We start from the raw sequence: 15,075 nt of genomic DNA, 5'->3' as shown, positions 1-15,075 counted from the left end.
CTTACTGCCTTAAAAAGGAAAAGTATGACAACCTGCACTCCGCGCGCGGCATGGGGAAACCTGCTGCGTCGCCTCCATTTCTACGTCGGGCTTTTTGTTGGTCCGTTTATCTTCTTTGCCGCGCTGACCGGTACGCTATATGTGGCGACTCCACAGCTGGAGAATGCGCTCTACCGGCACGCGCTCCACATGGATTCCGTAGGCGAGCTGCAGCCGCTGGCGGAGCAAATCGCCGTGGCGGAAAAAACCGTTGGCTCAGATTTGCAATTGCACGCCGTGCGTCCGGGGCTGGCTGAAGGCGAAACTACCCGCGTAATGTTTGCTGACCCGACGCTTGGGCCATCGGAGAACCGGGCTATTTTTATTGATCCGGTAAGCCTGGCGGTGCTGGGAGATATGACGGTATACGGCACCAGCGGGATTTTACCGCTGCGTCAGACCATTGATTATCTGCATACCTCTCTGATGCTGGGCGACGTGGGCCGGCTCTACAGCGAGCTTGCCGCCTCCTGGATGTGGGTTGCCGCGCTGGGCGGTATTGCCCTGTGGTTTTACACCCGACCCAAACGGCGGATCAACAATCGCTTCCAGAATCGTCGTCGCCTGCACGTGACGCTGGGCTGGAGTCTGCTGGGTGGAATGTTGCTGTTCTCTGCAACCGGCCTGACATGGTCTCAATGGGCAGGCGGGAACGTCGATAAGCTGCGGGCAGAGATGAACTGGCTCACCCCGCAGGTGAACACGACGCTTTCCGGCCAACAGGAGATCGTGGATGAGCATGCCGAACACCGGGGCCATCACGGCGGAATGATGATGCCGGAAATGGCGATGGATCTGACGCAGTTTGACGGAGTATTAAGCGCGGCCCGTAACGCAGGAATTGATGCCAAGAGGCTGGAGATCCGCCCGGCAAAAACGGCGGATAGCGCCTGGACCGTGACGGAAATCGATCGCAGCTGGCCGACTCAGGTGGACGCCGTTGCGGTTGATCCTTCGACGATGCAGGTCCTGGACAGAACCCGTTTCGAGGGTTTCCCGTTAATGGCAAAACTGACCCGCTGGGGCGTGGATTTCCATATGGGGATCTTATTCGGGCTGGTGAATCAGCTGCTGCTGGTGGCGTTCGGCCTCGCCCTGTGCGTGCTCATTATTTGGGGTTACCGGATGTGGTGGATGCGTCGTCCGGCACGGTCGGCAGTGAGTCCGGTACAGACGCTTTGTCAGAGCTGGCTGGCGCTGTCAGGATGGGGAAGAGGGGTTACGGTGGTAATCAGCATACTGCTGGGGCTGGCCTTGCCGGTCATGGGCATGAGTCTGGCGCTGTTTGTTCTGGTGGACTGGCTGCGCTGGCGAGCGGCAACCAGGGTGACGCTCGCCGAATCCTCCGCTAAATAACCCTATGGCGTGCTGATCACCACTGCGACGCGGCGGTTTTCAGCGCGCCCTTGCGGGGTACTGTTGCTCGCAACCGGGTATTTTTGACCTAACCCCCGCGTGGTGAGATTGCTGCGCGGGATATTTGCGCCCTTCGCCCAGGCATCGGCCACGGCATTGGCGCGTTTTAACGACAGCGCTTCGTTGTAGCTTTCTTCCCCGTAATTATCCGTGTGACCGTCCATTCGCGCGTGGTTCAGGCCGGTTTCCGCCAGGCGAGAGGCCATGGACTGGATCTGCGTTTCACTTTCCGGGCGCAGTCTGGCGTCATTTTTATCAAACAGGATGGTGTCCGACATGCCAAGCGACCAGTCACCGTTCAGTTCGTTAAAACCGTAAGACTTCATCGCCGAAATTTGCTCAGGAGTAAATTTACCTTCCGGCGGCGACTGACAGCCTGCCAGAACCAGTGAGGCCAGAACTATCGGCGCGAAGTAACGTTTTAACATAGTGTATCCCTTCTAACTTGTTGTTTTCGTACGCTGGTTTTTCACCTGGTACATGTTGCGGTCAGCCCTCTCCAGTAATGCTTCCACGGAAGCATTTTCCCACGCCAGAGCAAAGCCAATGCTGAGTGACATCGATGCTTTTTGTCCGTTATGAAGATCAAACGGACGGATAAACTGCTGCGATAGCGCAGCACAAATATGTTGAACCTCAAGTTCAGAGTGCACGCCGTACAGCACCATGGCAAATTCGTCCCCGCCAAGACGGTAAGACTGATGACGTTTGTCGCCAAACTCCATCATCCTACTGGCGACTTCGATCAGCACGCAGTCTCCTGCCGCGTGGCCCCAGGTGTCGTTAATAAACTTAAAGTTATCACCGTCGAGGAAGAGCAGGGCCGAGTTTGTTCTGGCTGAAGGGTCGTTCATTAAGGCCGCAATGCTGTTACGAAACGCCGCGCGGTTGGCAAGACCGGTGAGCGGGTCGTGCATGGCGGTACGCAGCAGCTGGGCGTTTTTCGCCTGGAGCTTGAGTTGCCACTCCTCCATCTCATCCAGAAGGCTGTTGAAGTCCTCACCAAACTGGTGAAACTCTTCGATACGCCCATCTTTCACCCGGCGGGAGAAGTTGCGGTTTGTGCGTACATCATGCACGACGTCGGTAATGTTCTGCAGGGCCATAACCATCCCACGATGCAAAGACTGGGTAATGATAAGCGCGACGACGGCGGCAAAGAGAATGCAGCCGGTCAGAACGGCAAACGACATCCAGATGAAATGGCCGATCAGACTGTCACGCGCGGTAAGGCGAATTTCGCCGATCGTTGCGCCGTTATGCATGATGGGCTGCGCAACCGGTACGGGGAAAAGCCAGCGGCTGACCAGTGCGCCCAGCGTATCGTTGTTGTCCTCCGGGTTCCACGACCAGTAGGCAAACCGCTTTTTATGCGCGTTAATAACCTCGGCCACGGCAAACTGGCCCTGTTTGCCCAGGGCGGCCAGCGTTTCGTTGGCCGCCAGCGAGTCGTTGAACACCAGCGACGCTTCCAGGCTGTGGCTCATTGTTGCGCCGGTTAATTCGAGATTCTTTTGCGCGTATTGTTTTAACGTCACGACGGAAGCAAAACAGAGCAGCAGCCATATTAACGTCATCGTGATGATGACGCTTATCATGCTGTTTCGCCTCAACGTTCTTTTAAACGTCGGACGTGGCGTTGAAGTGAAATCTTTATCCATGCTGCTTATTCCGTGCAAGCATTAATACATCCGGATTGACTCTTACGCCACTGCGCGTCAATGCATCCAGGTTGACGGCGAACCGTACCTGGCCGCGATCGATTATCAGGCAAAAGGCACTGCCAATTACACATTCCGGATTTTGCTCTGAGATTAATAGCAACGCTCTGCCCTGATATTGACTTATTAATTCAAGTTGTTTTGCCGGTGATTCAGACCCGAAATAGATCGCATCGCACGTCGCGGCCAGGGCTTCCTGATCGTTACGTACAATAACGGGAGTATAAGGTAACTCGCTATGCCCCTCATCGCCGCTGAGGGCGTGCGTATAGTGAGAAGTGGCGTAGACGCAGAGTTTAGGCTGCCCGGAAAGTGACGGCCATCGCGTATAGCTCACAATGCCTGAGACAATCGAGCGTACCGATTTATCCGTTTCCGTAAGCGTGCCTGCCGCCACAGGGCCCACCATAAGGAACAGCGTTAGCACCAGAGTGAGTCGGAAAAAAGAGATCAAGAATAAATTTCTCACCAGAATCCGCCACATCGCTCTGGAAATAGATGTCCTTAAGAGTTGCGGGCAGAATACCATTGTTTATCAGGGCCGTCATTATGTCAGAAATAGCATGAGGCCGACCTAAGCTAAATCCTACTGTTGTTTATTTTCCGGTGGATGAAATTAGATTAATTCAGTCTGCTGGAGCGCATACTTTCATCCATCCCTTGCTGCCATGACGCACGCAGTTTGGCCGCGTTTTCGGCTGTATCGCAACTGGCAGGGAAAGATTTGCCGGCTAATCCCCAGGCGTGAATAAACCCTTCTTCGCAGACTTTCTTCTGACCGTCAGCATAGCCGCGAAGATATTCGCTACGATCAACCTGTGTGTCGTTAAAACTATCGGCCAGGGCCTGGTTATCTTTAACCGGCAGGCCATTCATGGCGTCTTCTTTACCTGCATCAAACCAGGATGGGCTGGTCCAGTCGGGCTGGAAGGTGTAAGGATTGATCTGACAGCCGGTTAAAAACAGCGACAACAGCGCGAGAGCAATTGAACGCATAGCCATTCTCCTTTTTTCTTCAGCATAGCCTGGCTAAAGAAAACCTGTCTGTAATTTAAAGTTTACGTTTTTATCGGCTTATTTTTGCAATAAATTGGTGTGTGTAAAGTAAAGTGTACGTATTTTGGATTGAAATGTTTACTTTTTATGGTATCGTGGTTTCACCTCATTGAGGAAAACAACTATCGCAAACGAGCTTTACAGGATCGCCATCATGCAAAAAGACGCGCTGAACAACGTACATATCACTGACGAACAGGTGTTAATCACTCCGGATCAACTGAAAGCGGAATTTCCGCTGAGCGTTGCGCAGGAGGCTCAGATCGAGCACTCTCGCCAGACCATTTCTGACATTATCGCCGGCCGCGATCCGCGCCTGCTGGTGGTATGCGGTCCTTGCTCCATTCACGATCCTGAAACCGCCATAGAATATGCTCGTCGATTTAAAGCGTTAGCGGAGGAGGTCAGCGATAGCCTCTATCTGGTGATGCGCGTCTATTTTGAGAAGCCACGTACGACCGTCGGCTGGAAAGGGTTGATTAACGATCCGCACATGGATGGCTCGTTTGATGTGGAAGCAGGCCTGAAGATTGCGCGTCGCCTTCTGGTGGAGCTGGTCAGCATGGGGCTGCCGCTGGCAACCGAAGCGCTGGACCCGAACAGCCCGCAGTACCTGGGCGATCTGTTCAGCTGGTCGGCGATTGGTGCGCGTACCACAGAATCGCAAACCCACCGCGAGATGGCGTCTGGCCTGTCGATGCCGGTTGGCTTTAAAAACGGTACCGATGGCAGCCTGGCGACGGCAATCAACGCCATGCGCGCTGCTGCGATGCCGCACCGTTTTGTCGGTATCAACCAGGCGGGCCAGGTATGCCTCCTGCAAACGCAGGGCAACCCGGACGGTCATGTGATCCTGCGCGGCGGGAAAGCACCTAACTACAGCCCGGCGGACGTGGCGCAGTGTGAAAAAGAGATGGAGCAGGCGGGACTGCGCCCGGCACTGATGGTAGATTGCAGCCATGGTAATTCAAATAAAGATTACCGTCGCCAGCCTGCGGTTGCGGAATCCGTGATCGCACAGATCAAAGATGGCAACCGTTCGATTATTGGTCTGATGATTGAGAGCAACATTCATGAAGGCAATCAGTCATCGGAACAACCGCGTAGCGCAATGAAGCACGGCGTCTCCGTGACGGATGCCTGCATCAGCTGGGAAACCACCGATGCGCTGCTGCGTGAGATCCACAAAGATTTGAGCGGCCAGCTGGCGACGCGTCTGGCTTAAGAGGTTAGTTATGGTTGCTGAATTGACCGCACTGCGCGATCAAATTGATGAAGTGGATAAGGCGCTGCTGGACCTGCTGGCGCGCCGCATGGCGCTGGTTGCCGAAGTCGGTGAGGTGAAAAGCAAATACGGCCTGCCGATTTACGTCCCGGAGCGCGAAGCCTCAATGCTGGCCTCCCGTCGTAAAGAGGCGCAGGCGCTGGGCGTTTCTCCGGACTTGATTGAAGATGTTCTGCGTCGCGTGATGCGGGAATCCTATTCCAGCGAAAACGACAAAGGCTTTAAAACCCTCTGCCCGTCCCTGCGGCCGGTGGTGATTGTCGGCGGTGCGGGACAGATGGGGCGTCTGTTCGAAAAAATGCTGACGCTTTCTGGGTATCAGGTGCGCATTCTGGAAAAAGAGGACTGGGCGCAGGCACCGGAACTCATGAAGGATGCCGGGATGGTTATCGTCAGCGTGCCGATCCACGTGACGGAGCAGATCGTCGGAAAGCTTCCTCCTTTACCGAAAGACTGTATCCTGGTGGATCTGGCCTCCGTCAAAAATGGTCCTCTGCAGGCGATGCTGGCTGCGCATACGGGCCCGGTGCTGGGTCTGCACCCAATGTTTGGCCCTGACAGCGGCAGCCTGGCTAAGCAGGTGGTGGTTTACTGCGACGGCCGTCAGCCGGAAGCCTATCAGTGGTTCCTGGAACAGATTCAGGTATGGGGTGCGCGACTGCACCGCATCAGCGCGGTCGAGCACGATCAGAACATGGCGTTCATTCAGGCGCTGCGCCACTTTGCGACATTTGCCTACGGTCTGCATCTGGCGGAAGAGAACGTGCAGCTTGAACAGCTGCTGGCGCTCTCTTCACCTATCTATCGTCTTGAGCTGGCGATGGTTGGGCGCCTGTTTGCTCAGGACCCGCAGCTTTATGCGGACATTATTATGTCCTCCGAGAACAACCTGGCGCTCATCAAGCGCTACTATCAGCGCTTTGGTGAAGCCATTACGCTGCTGGAGCACGGAGACAAGCAGGCGTTTATCGACAGTTTCCGCAAGGTCGAGCACTGGTTTGGCGATTACGCGCAGCGTTTCCAGAGTGAAAGCCGGACGTTGTTGCGCCAGGCAAATGACAGTCGCCAGTAATGCGATGATGTATATACTGAAAGCCAGCATTGCTGGCTTTTTTTATTTTGGGGGATTGTCATGGCCGAACCGCAGCTGCTGTTGAATTACACCGGGCATCTGCCTGAATGCCCGACGTGGAGCGCAGAAGAGCACGCGCTCTACTGGGCTGATATTCTGGAAGGGGAGATCCACCGTTACCATCTGCCAACGGCGGAACACACCGTGCTTTCTTTTCACGAGGAGGTGGGCTGTTTCGCGCTGCGAGAGCAGGGTGGTTTTATCGTTGCGATGCGAACGGGTATCTGGCTGACCGATAAACACGGCCTGCTGCGCCGCAAGGTGTGCGATAACCCCTCTAACCCGCAGCTCGCACGTTTTAACGACGGCGGCACCGATTCTCTGGGGCGATTCTATGCGGGCACGTTTTGGGGGCCGGGAGATTACAACGGTGCCCTGCTGATGCGCATCGACAACGACCTGACGCCGAAAGTGATCCAGTGCGATATTCACGGCCACAACGGCTTAGCGTTTAGCCCGGATAATCAATGGATGTTTACTTCTGATACGCCAAATGGCGTTATTTACCGAACGCCGCTTGATGAGCAGGGCGAACCCGGCAGGCGCGAGGTGTTTCGTCAGTTTAAAGAGGGCGAAGGGATACCGGACGGCGCGGCCATGGATGTGGAAGGCTGCTACTGGAGCGCGCTGTTTGACGGCTGGCGTATTGCGCGTTTTTCTCCGCAAGGGGAGCAGCTGGAAGAATACCGCATGCCGGTGCGTTGCCCGACGATGGTCTGCTTTGGCGGCGATGACATGAAAACGCTGTTTATTACCACCACGCGGGAAAATATGGATGCGGACGAGGTGGCGAAGTATCCGCTCTCCGGAGCCATCTTCACCCTGCCGGTGAGCGTGGCAGGGAAGAAGAAAAGCCGGTTTATCGAACGTTAAGCCGGGTCAACCGGGACCACGTTCTCGCTCGGATAGCAGCCCAGCACTTTCATGGAGCGCGTGATCTCGCCCAGTTCGCGCAGGGCCTTCTGCATGGAAGCAGATTCCAGGTTGGCCTGGATATCAAGATAAAACATCTCTTCCCACGGGTTACCGTGGATTGGGCGTGATTCCAGCCTGGTCATGATCAGGTTGTGATTACGCAGCACCAGCAGGGCTTCAACCAGCGCACCGGCCTGTTGGCCGGTCGCCATCAGCAGCGTGGTTTTGGCCGGCACCTGGTCAGACACATTGATTGCCTTGCGTGCCAGCACCACGAAACGGGTGATATTTTGCGTCTGGTTCGCCAGGTTGCGTTCCAGCACCTGTAAACCATACAGCGCGCCGCCTGCTTCGCTGCCGAGCGCGGCGACGGTTGGGGAGTTAGCCTGCGCCACTTTTTCCATCGCCGCCGAGGTGCTTTCGGTGTACTCAATTTTCCAGTTCGGATAGCGGTTCAGGAACTGGCTGCACTGCTGGAACGGCTGTGGATGACTGTAGACCGTTTCGATCTTGCTCAGGTCGGTTGATCCGGCGACCAGCACGCAGTGATCGATAGGGATCGTCAGCTCGCCAACCAGCGACAGGCTGGTGTGCTGCAGCAAATCGTAAACGTCGTTGATAGCGCCGGAGCTGGTGTTTTCAATCGGTACGACGGCGTAATCCGCCTGGCCGGTCTCAACCTGATTAAATATGTCGGCAAACTTCGCGCAGCCGCTCTCAATAAATTCTTCGAAATGGCGTGCGGCATACTGACGGGCGGCCAGGTGAGAATAAGAGCCTTTCGGACCGAGGAAGGCGATACGCGCAGAGTGCGGATTGGTTTTGTTCAGATGCTGCTGGAGTAACGCTTGCTGAGTGAGAACGGAGTCTTCGATGATGAGCTGGAACAACCGGGTGATGTAGTGGGCATCGAGGTGATGCGCTTTGCCGAGCTGAATGAGACGTTCCAGCAGATCGCGCTCGCGGTCGATATCTCGTACCGGGCGATGGGAGTCCAGCTTGGCTTTGCCCACTTCAACGGCAAGCGCGCGGCGTTCGGCCAGCAGCGCCAGCAGTTTCTCATCCAGCGCGCTGATTTTTACTCGCAGGTCCAGTAACGGGTTTTCCGGTGTCATAGTGTTGCCTGTCTCATTTTATCGTTATCAATAAAAAAGGCCCCCCTGGTGTGGGAGGCCTTGTTGTTCGTCTTCGCATTCTTTATAACACGACGAAACGCCTCCCGTTCAGGGGAAGGTAAAAAAGAATGCGAAGAAGAACGGCGTAAGTTTCATAAAGTCATCCTGTGATTGATACCGTTAAAGTACCCGTACTGTTTTCACCCTGTCAATAAAAAACAAAAAACGCGCCCGAAGGCGCGTTGGCAGTACACTCAATTTAAAGGATTACTCTTCTTCAACTTGTTCCGCGAAGCTGGCGTCTTTCACCGATGTTGCGGCGCGACGGGCTTCACCTTTGTGTTGCACTTTATTGAGCTGCCGTTCCAGCTTGTTGATCAAATCGTTAATTGCGGTGTACATATCCTCGTGTTTTGCGCTGGCGACCAGATGGCCGTTTGGAGTATTGATAGTTGCGTCAGCGATGAAACCCTGCGGCTCCTTGGACAGGATGATATGTGGATTAATCAAATGAGTTTGCCATTTATCCAGTTTGGCGAGACGGTCTGCGACGTGCTGGCGGATTGCCGGAGTAATTTCCATTTGTTTACTGGTAATGTTCATTGTCATAAATTTTACCTCTTGTCTTTCCGTCTTGGTGATTCCAGCATACCCGACCTAATGTCAAAATGTGTGATTTATATCACGTTATTTTGTCGGTTTTTGTCAGGGAATCTTTTTTGTGAGGCAGGGCAGGAAGGGGTGAGATTTACCTTGTCGAAGGAAAAAATTGGGGCCATAGTTGACTGGATGTGTTGGGGCTTAAGCGCTTCAGCGACGCGCTAAAATGAATAAAAAAACGGCAGCCTTCGGGCTGCCGTTTTGCATTGAGGCAAGATCAGGTGTTGCTGCTGTTCGCGGCGATGATTTTCGCCACTTTTTCAGCCTGAGCGGTCATCTGCATCTGACGGTAAGCATTTTCCATCAGCTTCAGGCCATCGCGCGTTGCCTGGGTATCCGGATAATCACGCAGCATACCTTCTACGCGGTTAACCACGGCAACCCATGCGCCACGGCGGGTATAGTATTCCGCTACGGAGTATTCATATTTTGCCAGACGATCTTTCAGGAACACCAGACGTTTGGTCGCGTCGGTCACGTACTGACTGTTCGGATAGCCGCGCACCAGCTTGGAGAAGTCATTGAAGGCATCACGCGCATGCTGCGGGTCACGGTCGGAACGATCCACGCCGAAGAAGCCCTGCAGCGCACTGTCGTCCAGCGCCATGTTGGTGAGGCCGCGCATGTACATCACGTAGTCGATGTTAGGATGAGTCGGGTTCAGACGCATGAAACGATCGATAGTTGCCTGAGCCAGCGGCAGATCGGCATTTTTATAGTATGCGTAGATGAGATCTAACTGTACCTGCTGCGAATATGGACCAAATGGATAGCGATTATCCAACGCTTCCAGTTGCGTTATCGCCTGTTTCCAGTTACCGTCCTGCAACTTTTGTTGTGCAGTCGCATAGATTTCATTCGGCGGATTGTCAGGGACCTGTTCATTTGAACCGGAGCAGCCCACCAAAGCCAGGCTCAACGTGGCCGCTGCCACCAGATATTTCATGCGCGTCATGACGTTTTGACTTTCCTCAAATGTTTGTCCGGGAGAAACTCTGTTCCTGCTCCCGATTAAGACCAGCTACAATAGCACACTATATTAAACGGCAAAGCCGTAAAACCCAACGTTAAACGAAGAAGCAGTTTATGGCACAACGAGTAGAACTCACCGCAACAGTCTCCGAAAATCAGCTCGGTCAACGCTTAGATCAGGCTTTGGCCGAATTGTTCCCTGATTATTCGCGTTCACGCATAAAAGAATGGATCCTTGACCAGCGCGTGCTGGTAAACGGCAAGATCTGGGACAAACCAAAAGAGAAAGTGTTAGGTGGGGAAGCTGTCGCCATCAATGCTGAAATCGAAGAGGAAATCCGCTTCGAGCCGCAGGATATCCCACTGGACATCGTCTATGAAGATGATGACATTCTGGTGATCAACAAGCCGCGCGACTTGGTTGTTCATCCGGGTGCGGGGAACCCTGACGGTACGGTACTTAACGCACTTCTCCATTATTATCCGCCGATCGCGGATGTTCCGCGCGCGGGCATCGTGCACCGTCTGGATAAAGACACCACCGGTTTGATGGTGGTGGCGAAGACCGTTCCTGCTCAGACCCGTCTGGTGGAGTCGCTGCAGCTGCGCGAAATCACCCGCGAGTATGAAGCGGTAGCCATTGGGCATATGACCTCTGGCGGAACGGTGGAAGAGCCAATCAGCCGTCACCCAACTAAACGTACCCATATGTCGGTGCATCCGATGGGTAAACCGGCGGTGACGCACTATCGCATTATGGAGCACTTCCGTATTCATACGCGCCTGCGTCTGCGTCTGGAAACCGGACGTACTCACCAGATCCGCGTGCATATGGCCCACATTACCCATCCGCTGGTAGGGGATCAGGTCTACGGTGGCCGCCCGCGTCCACCTAAAGGCGCATCGGATGAGTTCATCAGCGTATTGCGTAAATTCGATCGTCAGGCGCTGCACGCGACCATGCTGCGTCTTTACCACCCTATCACCGGTATTCAGATGGAGTGGCATGCGCCTATCCCGCAGGATATGGTGGATCTTATCGACGCTATGCGTGCTGATTTCGAAGAACATAAGGATCAAGTGGACTGGTTATGACCAAACTGATTGTCCCGGAGTGGCCATTGCCTGCTGGCGTGGCCGCCTTTAGTTCAACCCGTATTGGCGGTGTTAGCCAGGGCGCGTGGGAGTCTTTGAACCTCGGTGCGCACTGTGGCGACAACCTGGAACATGTTGAAGAGAACCGCAGACGTTTGTTTGCTGCGGGTAATTTGCCGTCAAAACCGATCTGGCTGGAACAGGTTCATGGTAACGCGGTGCTGAAGTTGACGGGGGAACCCTATGCTTCTAAACGCGCTGATGCCTCTTACAGTAATACTCCGGGAACCGTTTGTGCCGTGATGACCGCCGATTGTCTGCCGGTTCTGTTCTGTAACCGTGCAGGTTCCGAGGTGGCAGCAGCACACGCGGGCTGGCGTGGTCTATGTGAAGGCGTGCTCGAAGAAACTGTCGCCTGCTTTAGCGATGAGCCAGCCAATATTATGGCCTGGCTTGGCCCGGCCATTGGTCCTCGCGCTTTTGAAGTAGGGCCAGAGGTTCGCGAAGCCTTTATGGAAAAAGATCCGCAAGCGGTTGAAGCCTTCCTGCCTTCGGGAGATAAATATCTGGCCGATATTTACCAGCTCGCCCGTCAGCGTCTGAATAACGTTGGCGTGACGCAGATCTTCGGCGGCGATCGCTGCACATTCACCGAAAAGGGTGATTTTTTCTCCTATCGTCGCGACAAGACCACGGGGCGTATGGCAAGTTTCATTTGGCTGATATAACCTAAAGAATCAAGACGATCCGGTACGTGCCGTTTTCTTTTCACATAATTCAGGTCATTAACCTTGAATAATTGAGGGATGACCTCATTTAATCTCCAGTAGCAAATTTGACCTGTTATGGGAGGAGTTATGCGTCTGGATCGTCTTACTAATAAATTCCAGCTTGCTCTCGCCGATGCCCAGTCCCTCGCACTGGGGCACGACAACCAGTTTATCGAACCTCTTCATTTAATGAGCGCCTTGCTGAATCAGGAAGGGGGATCGGTACGTCCTTTATTAACGTCCGCTGGCATTAATGCTGGCCAGTTACGCAGCGCTATCGATCAGGCGCTGAGCCGTTTACCGCAGGTAGAAGGTACCGGCGGCGACGTTCAGCCGTCTCAGGATCTGGTGCGCGTGCTTAACCTTTGCGACAAGCTGGCGCAAAAACGTGGGGACAACTTTATTTCGTCAGAGCTGTTTGTTCTGGCGGCGCTTGAATCACGCGGTACCTTGACCGACCTGCTGAAATCTGCCGGTGCGACCACCGCCAATGTGACTCAGGCGATTGAGAAAATGCGCGGAGGTGAAAGCGTGAACGATCAGGGAGCCGAAGACCAACGTCAGGCTTTGAAGAAATTTACGGTCGATCTGACCGAGCGTGCTGAACAGGGCAAACTTGACCCGGTTATCGGCCGTGATGAAGAAATTCGCCGTACGATTCAGGTACTGCAACGTCGTACCAAGAACAACCCGGTGCTGATTGGTGAACCGGGTGTCGGTAAAACCGCCATCGTTGAAGGGCTGGCACAGCGTATCGTCAACGGCGAAGTGCCGGAAGGCCTGAAAGGCCGCCGCGTACTGGCGCTGGATATGGGCGCGCTGGTGGCCGGTGCGAAATACCGCGGCGAGTTCGAAGAGCGTCTGAAAGGCGTGCTTAACGACCTGGCGAAGCAGGAAGGGAACGTTATCCTGTTTATCGACGAACTGCACACCATGGTCGGGGCGGGTAAAGCGGACGGCGCGATGGATGCCGGGAACATGCTGAAACCTGCGCTGGCGCGTGGTGAACTTCACTGCGTCGGTGCCACCACGCTTGACGAGTATCGTCAGTACATTGAGAAAGATGCTGCGCTGGAACGTCGTTTCCAGAAAGTGTTTGTTGCTGAGCCAAGCGTTGAAGATACCATCGCGATCCTGCGTGGTCTGAAAGAGCGCTATGAACTGCACCACCACGTGCAGATCACTGACCCGGCTATCGTTGCGGCGGCGACGCTTTCACATCGTTATATCGCCGATCGCCAGCTGCCGGATAAAGCGATCGACCTTATTGATGAAGCGGCTTCGAGCATTCGTATGCAGATTGACTCGAAACCGGAAGAGCTGGACCGACTCGACCGACGCATCATTCAGCTCAAGCTGGAACAGCAGGCGCTGAAGAAAGAGTCTGATGAAGCCAGTAAGAAACGCCTGGATATGCTCAATGAAGAACTGGACGATAAAGAGCGCCAGTACTCTGAGCTGGAAGAAGAGTGGAAAGCCGAGAAAGCGTCCCTTTCCGGCACTCAGACCATTAAAGCTGAACTTGAACAGGCAAAAATTGCCATTGAGCAGGCTCGCCGTGTCGGCGATCTGGCTCGTATGTCTGAACTTCAGTACGGCAAAATTCCTGAGCTGGAAAAACAGCTTGAGATAGCGACGCAGTCAGAAGGGAAAACGATGCGTCTGTTACGTAATAAAGTGACGGATGCAGAAATCGCGGAAGTGCTTGCTCGCTGGACCGGTATCCCGGTGGCACGCATGCTGGAAGGCGAGCGTGAAAAACTGCTGCGCATGGAGCAAGATCTCCATAATCGGGTGATTGGCCAGAACGAAGCGGTTGAAGCGGTTTCGAACGCTATTCGCCGTAGCCGAGCGGGGCTGTCCGATCCAAACCGTCCGATCGGTTCGTTCCTGTTCCTGGGGCCGACGGGAGTCGGTAAAACCGAGCTGTGTAAAGCGCTGGCTAACTTTATGTTCGACAGCGACGATGCGATGGTGCGTATCGACATGTCTGAGTTTATGGAGAAACACTCCGTCTCACGTCTGGTCGGTGCGCCTCCGGGATACGTAGGTTATGAAGAAGGTGGTTATCTGACGGAAGCGGTTCGCCGTCGCCCTTATTCCGTCATCCTGCTGGATGAAGTGGAAAAAGCGCACCCGGATGTGTTCAACATTCTGCTTCAGGTCCTGGACGATGGTCGTCTGACCGACGGGCAGGGGAGAACGGTCGACTTCCGTAATACGGTTGTCATCATGACCTCGAACCTGGGTTCCGATTTGATTCAGGAACGTTTCGGTGAACTGGACTATAGCCATATGAAGGATCTGGTGCTCGGTGTCGTCAGCCATAACTTCCGTCCTGAGTTCATCAACCGTATTGATGAAGTTGTGGTATTCCATCCTCTGGGTGAGAAACATATTGCGTCGATTGCACAGATCCAGCTGCAGCGTCTGTACAAACGTCTGGAAGAGCGTGGGTATGAAATTCACATCTCCGACGAGGCCCTGAAGCTGCTGAGTGAGAATGGTTACGATCCGGTGTACGGTGCGCGTCCATTAAAACGTGCTATCCAGCAGCAGATCGAAAACCCGTTGGCGCAGCAGATTCTCTCCGGAGAGTTGATTCCGGGCAAAGTTATCCGTCTGGAAGCCAACGACGATCGCATTGTGGCAGTGCAGTAAGTCACAAAACGCAAAAACGAGCCGCTTGCGGCTCGTTTTTGTTTAAAAACCAGGCGAAAATTGAGGTCTGGAGTAAATATTGCCTGGAAAGTGAGCGGTTAGTAAATAATTTTCACTTTACCCTTGCGGCTTCGGAATAACTCCCTATAATGCGCCTCCACTGACACGGAACAACGGCACACACGCCGCCGGGTCAGCAGAGAAAAGCGAAATTAATCGCTTGACTCTGAAGCGGGAA

The 15,075-nt window shown here is 54.2% G+C and carries 15 protein-coding genes and 1 other annotated feature; of the genes, 7 read left to right on the top strand and 8 right to left on the bottom strand.

Going from position 1 to position 15,075, the window contains the following annotated elements; all coding sequences use genetic code 11:
- Nucleotides 1-24 precede the first annotated feature (24 nt).
- On the top strand, nt 25-1,395 hold the full coding sequence (locus tag ACOTZC_RS08765) for a PepSY-associated TM helix domain-containing protein (RefSeq protein WP_126302997.1): 1,371 nt from the start codon (nt 25-27) through the stop codon (nt 1,393-1,395).
- 2 nt (nt 1,396-1,397) lie between these two features.
- Here ACOTZC_RS08765 and ACOTZC_RS08760 read toward each other — a convergent pair whose 3' ends face one another.
- From ACOTZC_RS08760 to ACOTZC_RS08745, 4 genes are all read right to left on the bottom strand, one after another.
- The gene (locus tag ACOTZC_RS08760; RefSeq protein WP_029741023.1) at nt 1,398-1,883 is read right to left on the bottom strand and encodes an OmpA family protein; all 486 of its coding nucleotides are present in this window, start codon (nt 1,881-1,883) and stop codon (nt 1,398-1,400) included.
- A 12-nt stretch (nt 1,884-1,895) separates the two neighbouring features.
- Nucleotides 1,896-3,116: a diguanylate cyclase DgcN gene (gene dgcN / locus ACOTZC_RS08755; RefSeq protein ID WP_047174749.1), complete on the bottom strand. Its 1,221-nt coding sequence runs from the start codon at nt 3,114-3,116 to the stop codon at nt 1,896-1,898.
- Nucleotides 3,109-3,645, bottom strand: coding sequence for a YfiR family protein (locus tag ACOTZC_RS08750; RefSeq protein ID WP_196351460.1), 537 nt, complete (start codon nt 3,643-3,645; stop codon nt 3,109-3,111). The genes dgcN and ACOTZC_RS08750 overlap by 8 nt, the downstream gene beginning before the upstream one ends.
- A gap of 152 nt (nt 3,646-3,797) precedes the next feature.
- Nucleotides 3,798-4,172: a DUF2799 domain-containing protein gene (locus tag ACOTZC_RS08745; RefSeq protein WP_047174748.1), complete on the bottom strand. Its 375-nt coding sequence runs from the start codon at nt 4,170-4,172 to the stop codon at nt 3,798-3,800.
- 214 nt (nt 4,173-4,386) lie between these two features.
- Between ACOTZC_RS08745 and aroF the strand changes: the two genes are divergently transcribed.
- The 3 genes from aroF to ACOTZC_RS08730 are packed head-to-tail and all read left to right on the top strand — an operon-like array spanning nt 4,387 to nt 7,522.
- Complete coding sequence (gene aroF / locus ACOTZC_RS08740; RefSeq protein WP_047174747.1) at nt 4,387-5,457, top strand: 3-deoxy-7-phosphoheptulonate synthase AroF; 1,071 nt, start codon at nt 4,387-4,389, stop codon at nt 5,455-5,457.
- Between the two features lie 10 nt (nt 5,458-5,467).
- Nucleotides 5,468-6,589, top strand: a complete 1,122-nt coding sequence (gene tyrA, locus ACOTZC_RS08735) for a bifunctional chorismate mutase/prephenate dehydrogenase (RefSeq protein ID WP_023308870.1) — start codon at nt 5,468-5,470, stop codon at nt 6,587-6,589.
- A gap of 60 nt (nt 6,590-6,649) precedes the next feature.
- Nucleotides 6,650-7,522, top strand: coding sequence for an SMP-30/gluconolactonase/LRE family protein (locus tag ACOTZC_RS08730; protein ID WP_047174746.1), 873 nt, complete (start codon nt 6,650-6,652; stop codon nt 7,520-7,522).
- Here ACOTZC_RS08730 and pheA read toward each other — a convergent pair.
- The 4 genes from pheA to bamD all read right to left on the bottom strand — a co-directional run bounded on the left by pheA (nt 7,519) and on the right by bamD (nt 10,294).
- On the bottom strand, nt 7,519-8,679 hold the full coding sequence (pheA, locus tag ACOTZC_RS08725; RefSeq protein WP_023308868.1) for a bifunctional chorismate mutase/prephenate dehydratase: 1,161 nt from the start codon (nt 8,677-8,679) through the stop codon (nt 7,519-7,521). The two genes, ACOTZC_RS08730 and pheA, sit on opposite strands and share 4 nt — an antisense overlap.
- A gap of 30 nt (nt 8,680-8,709) precedes the next feature.
- Nucleotides 8,710-8,836, bottom strand: a sequence feature (Phe leader region).
- Nucleotides 8,788-8,835 (bottom strand): pheA operon leader peptide PheL, encoded by a 48-nt coding sequence (gene pheL, locus ACOTZC_RS08720; RefSeq protein WP_100249759.1) that lies wholly within the window; start codon nt 8,833-8,835, stop codon nt 8,788-8,790. It overlaps the preceding feature by 48 nt.
- A 110-nt stretch (nt 8,837-8,946) precedes the next feature.
- The gene (raiA, locus tag ACOTZC_RS08715; RefSeq protein ID WP_045405277.1) at nt 8,947-9,288 is read right to left on the bottom strand and encodes a ribosome-associated translation inhibitor RaiA; all 342 of its coding nucleotides are present in this window, start codon (nt 9,286-9,288) and stop codon (nt 8,947-8,949) included.
- Nucleotides 9,289-9,556: 268 nt separating this feature from the next.
- Nucleotides 9,557-10,294 (bottom strand): outer membrane protein assembly factor BamD, encoded by a 738-nt coding sequence (gene bamD, locus ACOTZC_RS08710; protein ID WP_023308867.1) that lies wholly within the window; start codon nt 10,292-10,294, stop codon nt 9,557-9,559.
- Nucleotides 10,295-10,425: 131 nt separating this feature from the next.
- Here bamD and rluD point away from each other — a divergent pair, with 131 nt between their 5' ends.
- From rluD to clpB, 3 genes are all read left to right on the top strand, one after another.
- Nucleotides 10,426-11,406 carry a 23S rRNA pseudouridine(1911/1915/1917) synthase RluD gene (gene rluD, locus ACOTZC_RS08705; protein WP_023308866.1) on the top strand — a complete coding sequence of 327 codons (981 nt, stop codon included), beginning with the start codon at nt 10,426-10,428 and terminating at the stop codon, nt 11,404-11,406.
- Nucleotides 11,403-12,134, top strand: a complete 732-nt coding sequence (yfiH, locus tag ACOTZC_RS08700; protein WP_421635715.1) for a purine nucleoside phosphorylase YfiH — start codon at nt 11,403-11,405, stop codon at nt 12,132-12,134. Before rluD ends, yfiH begins: the two co-directional genes overlap by 4 nt.
- A 129-nt stretch (nt 12,135-12,263) precedes the next feature.
- Entirely contained in the window at nt 12,264-14,837 is a 2,574-nt protein-coding gene (gene clpB / locus ACOTZC_RS08695) for an ATP-dependent chaperone ClpB (RefSeq protein WP_047174743.1), read from the top strand.
- The last annotated feature ends 238 nt before the right edge of the window (nt 14,838-15,075 follow it).

Origin of the sequence: Enterobacter cloacae complex sp. SHL009 (assembly GCF_049237205.1) — a bacterium.
In the GTDB taxonomy this organism is placed as follows: Bacteria; Pseudomonadota; Gammaproteobacteria; order Enterobacterales; family Enterobacteriaceae; genus Enterobacter; species Enterobacter cloacae_M.
This window is presented reverse-complemented; position numbering and strand designations above follow the sequence as displayed.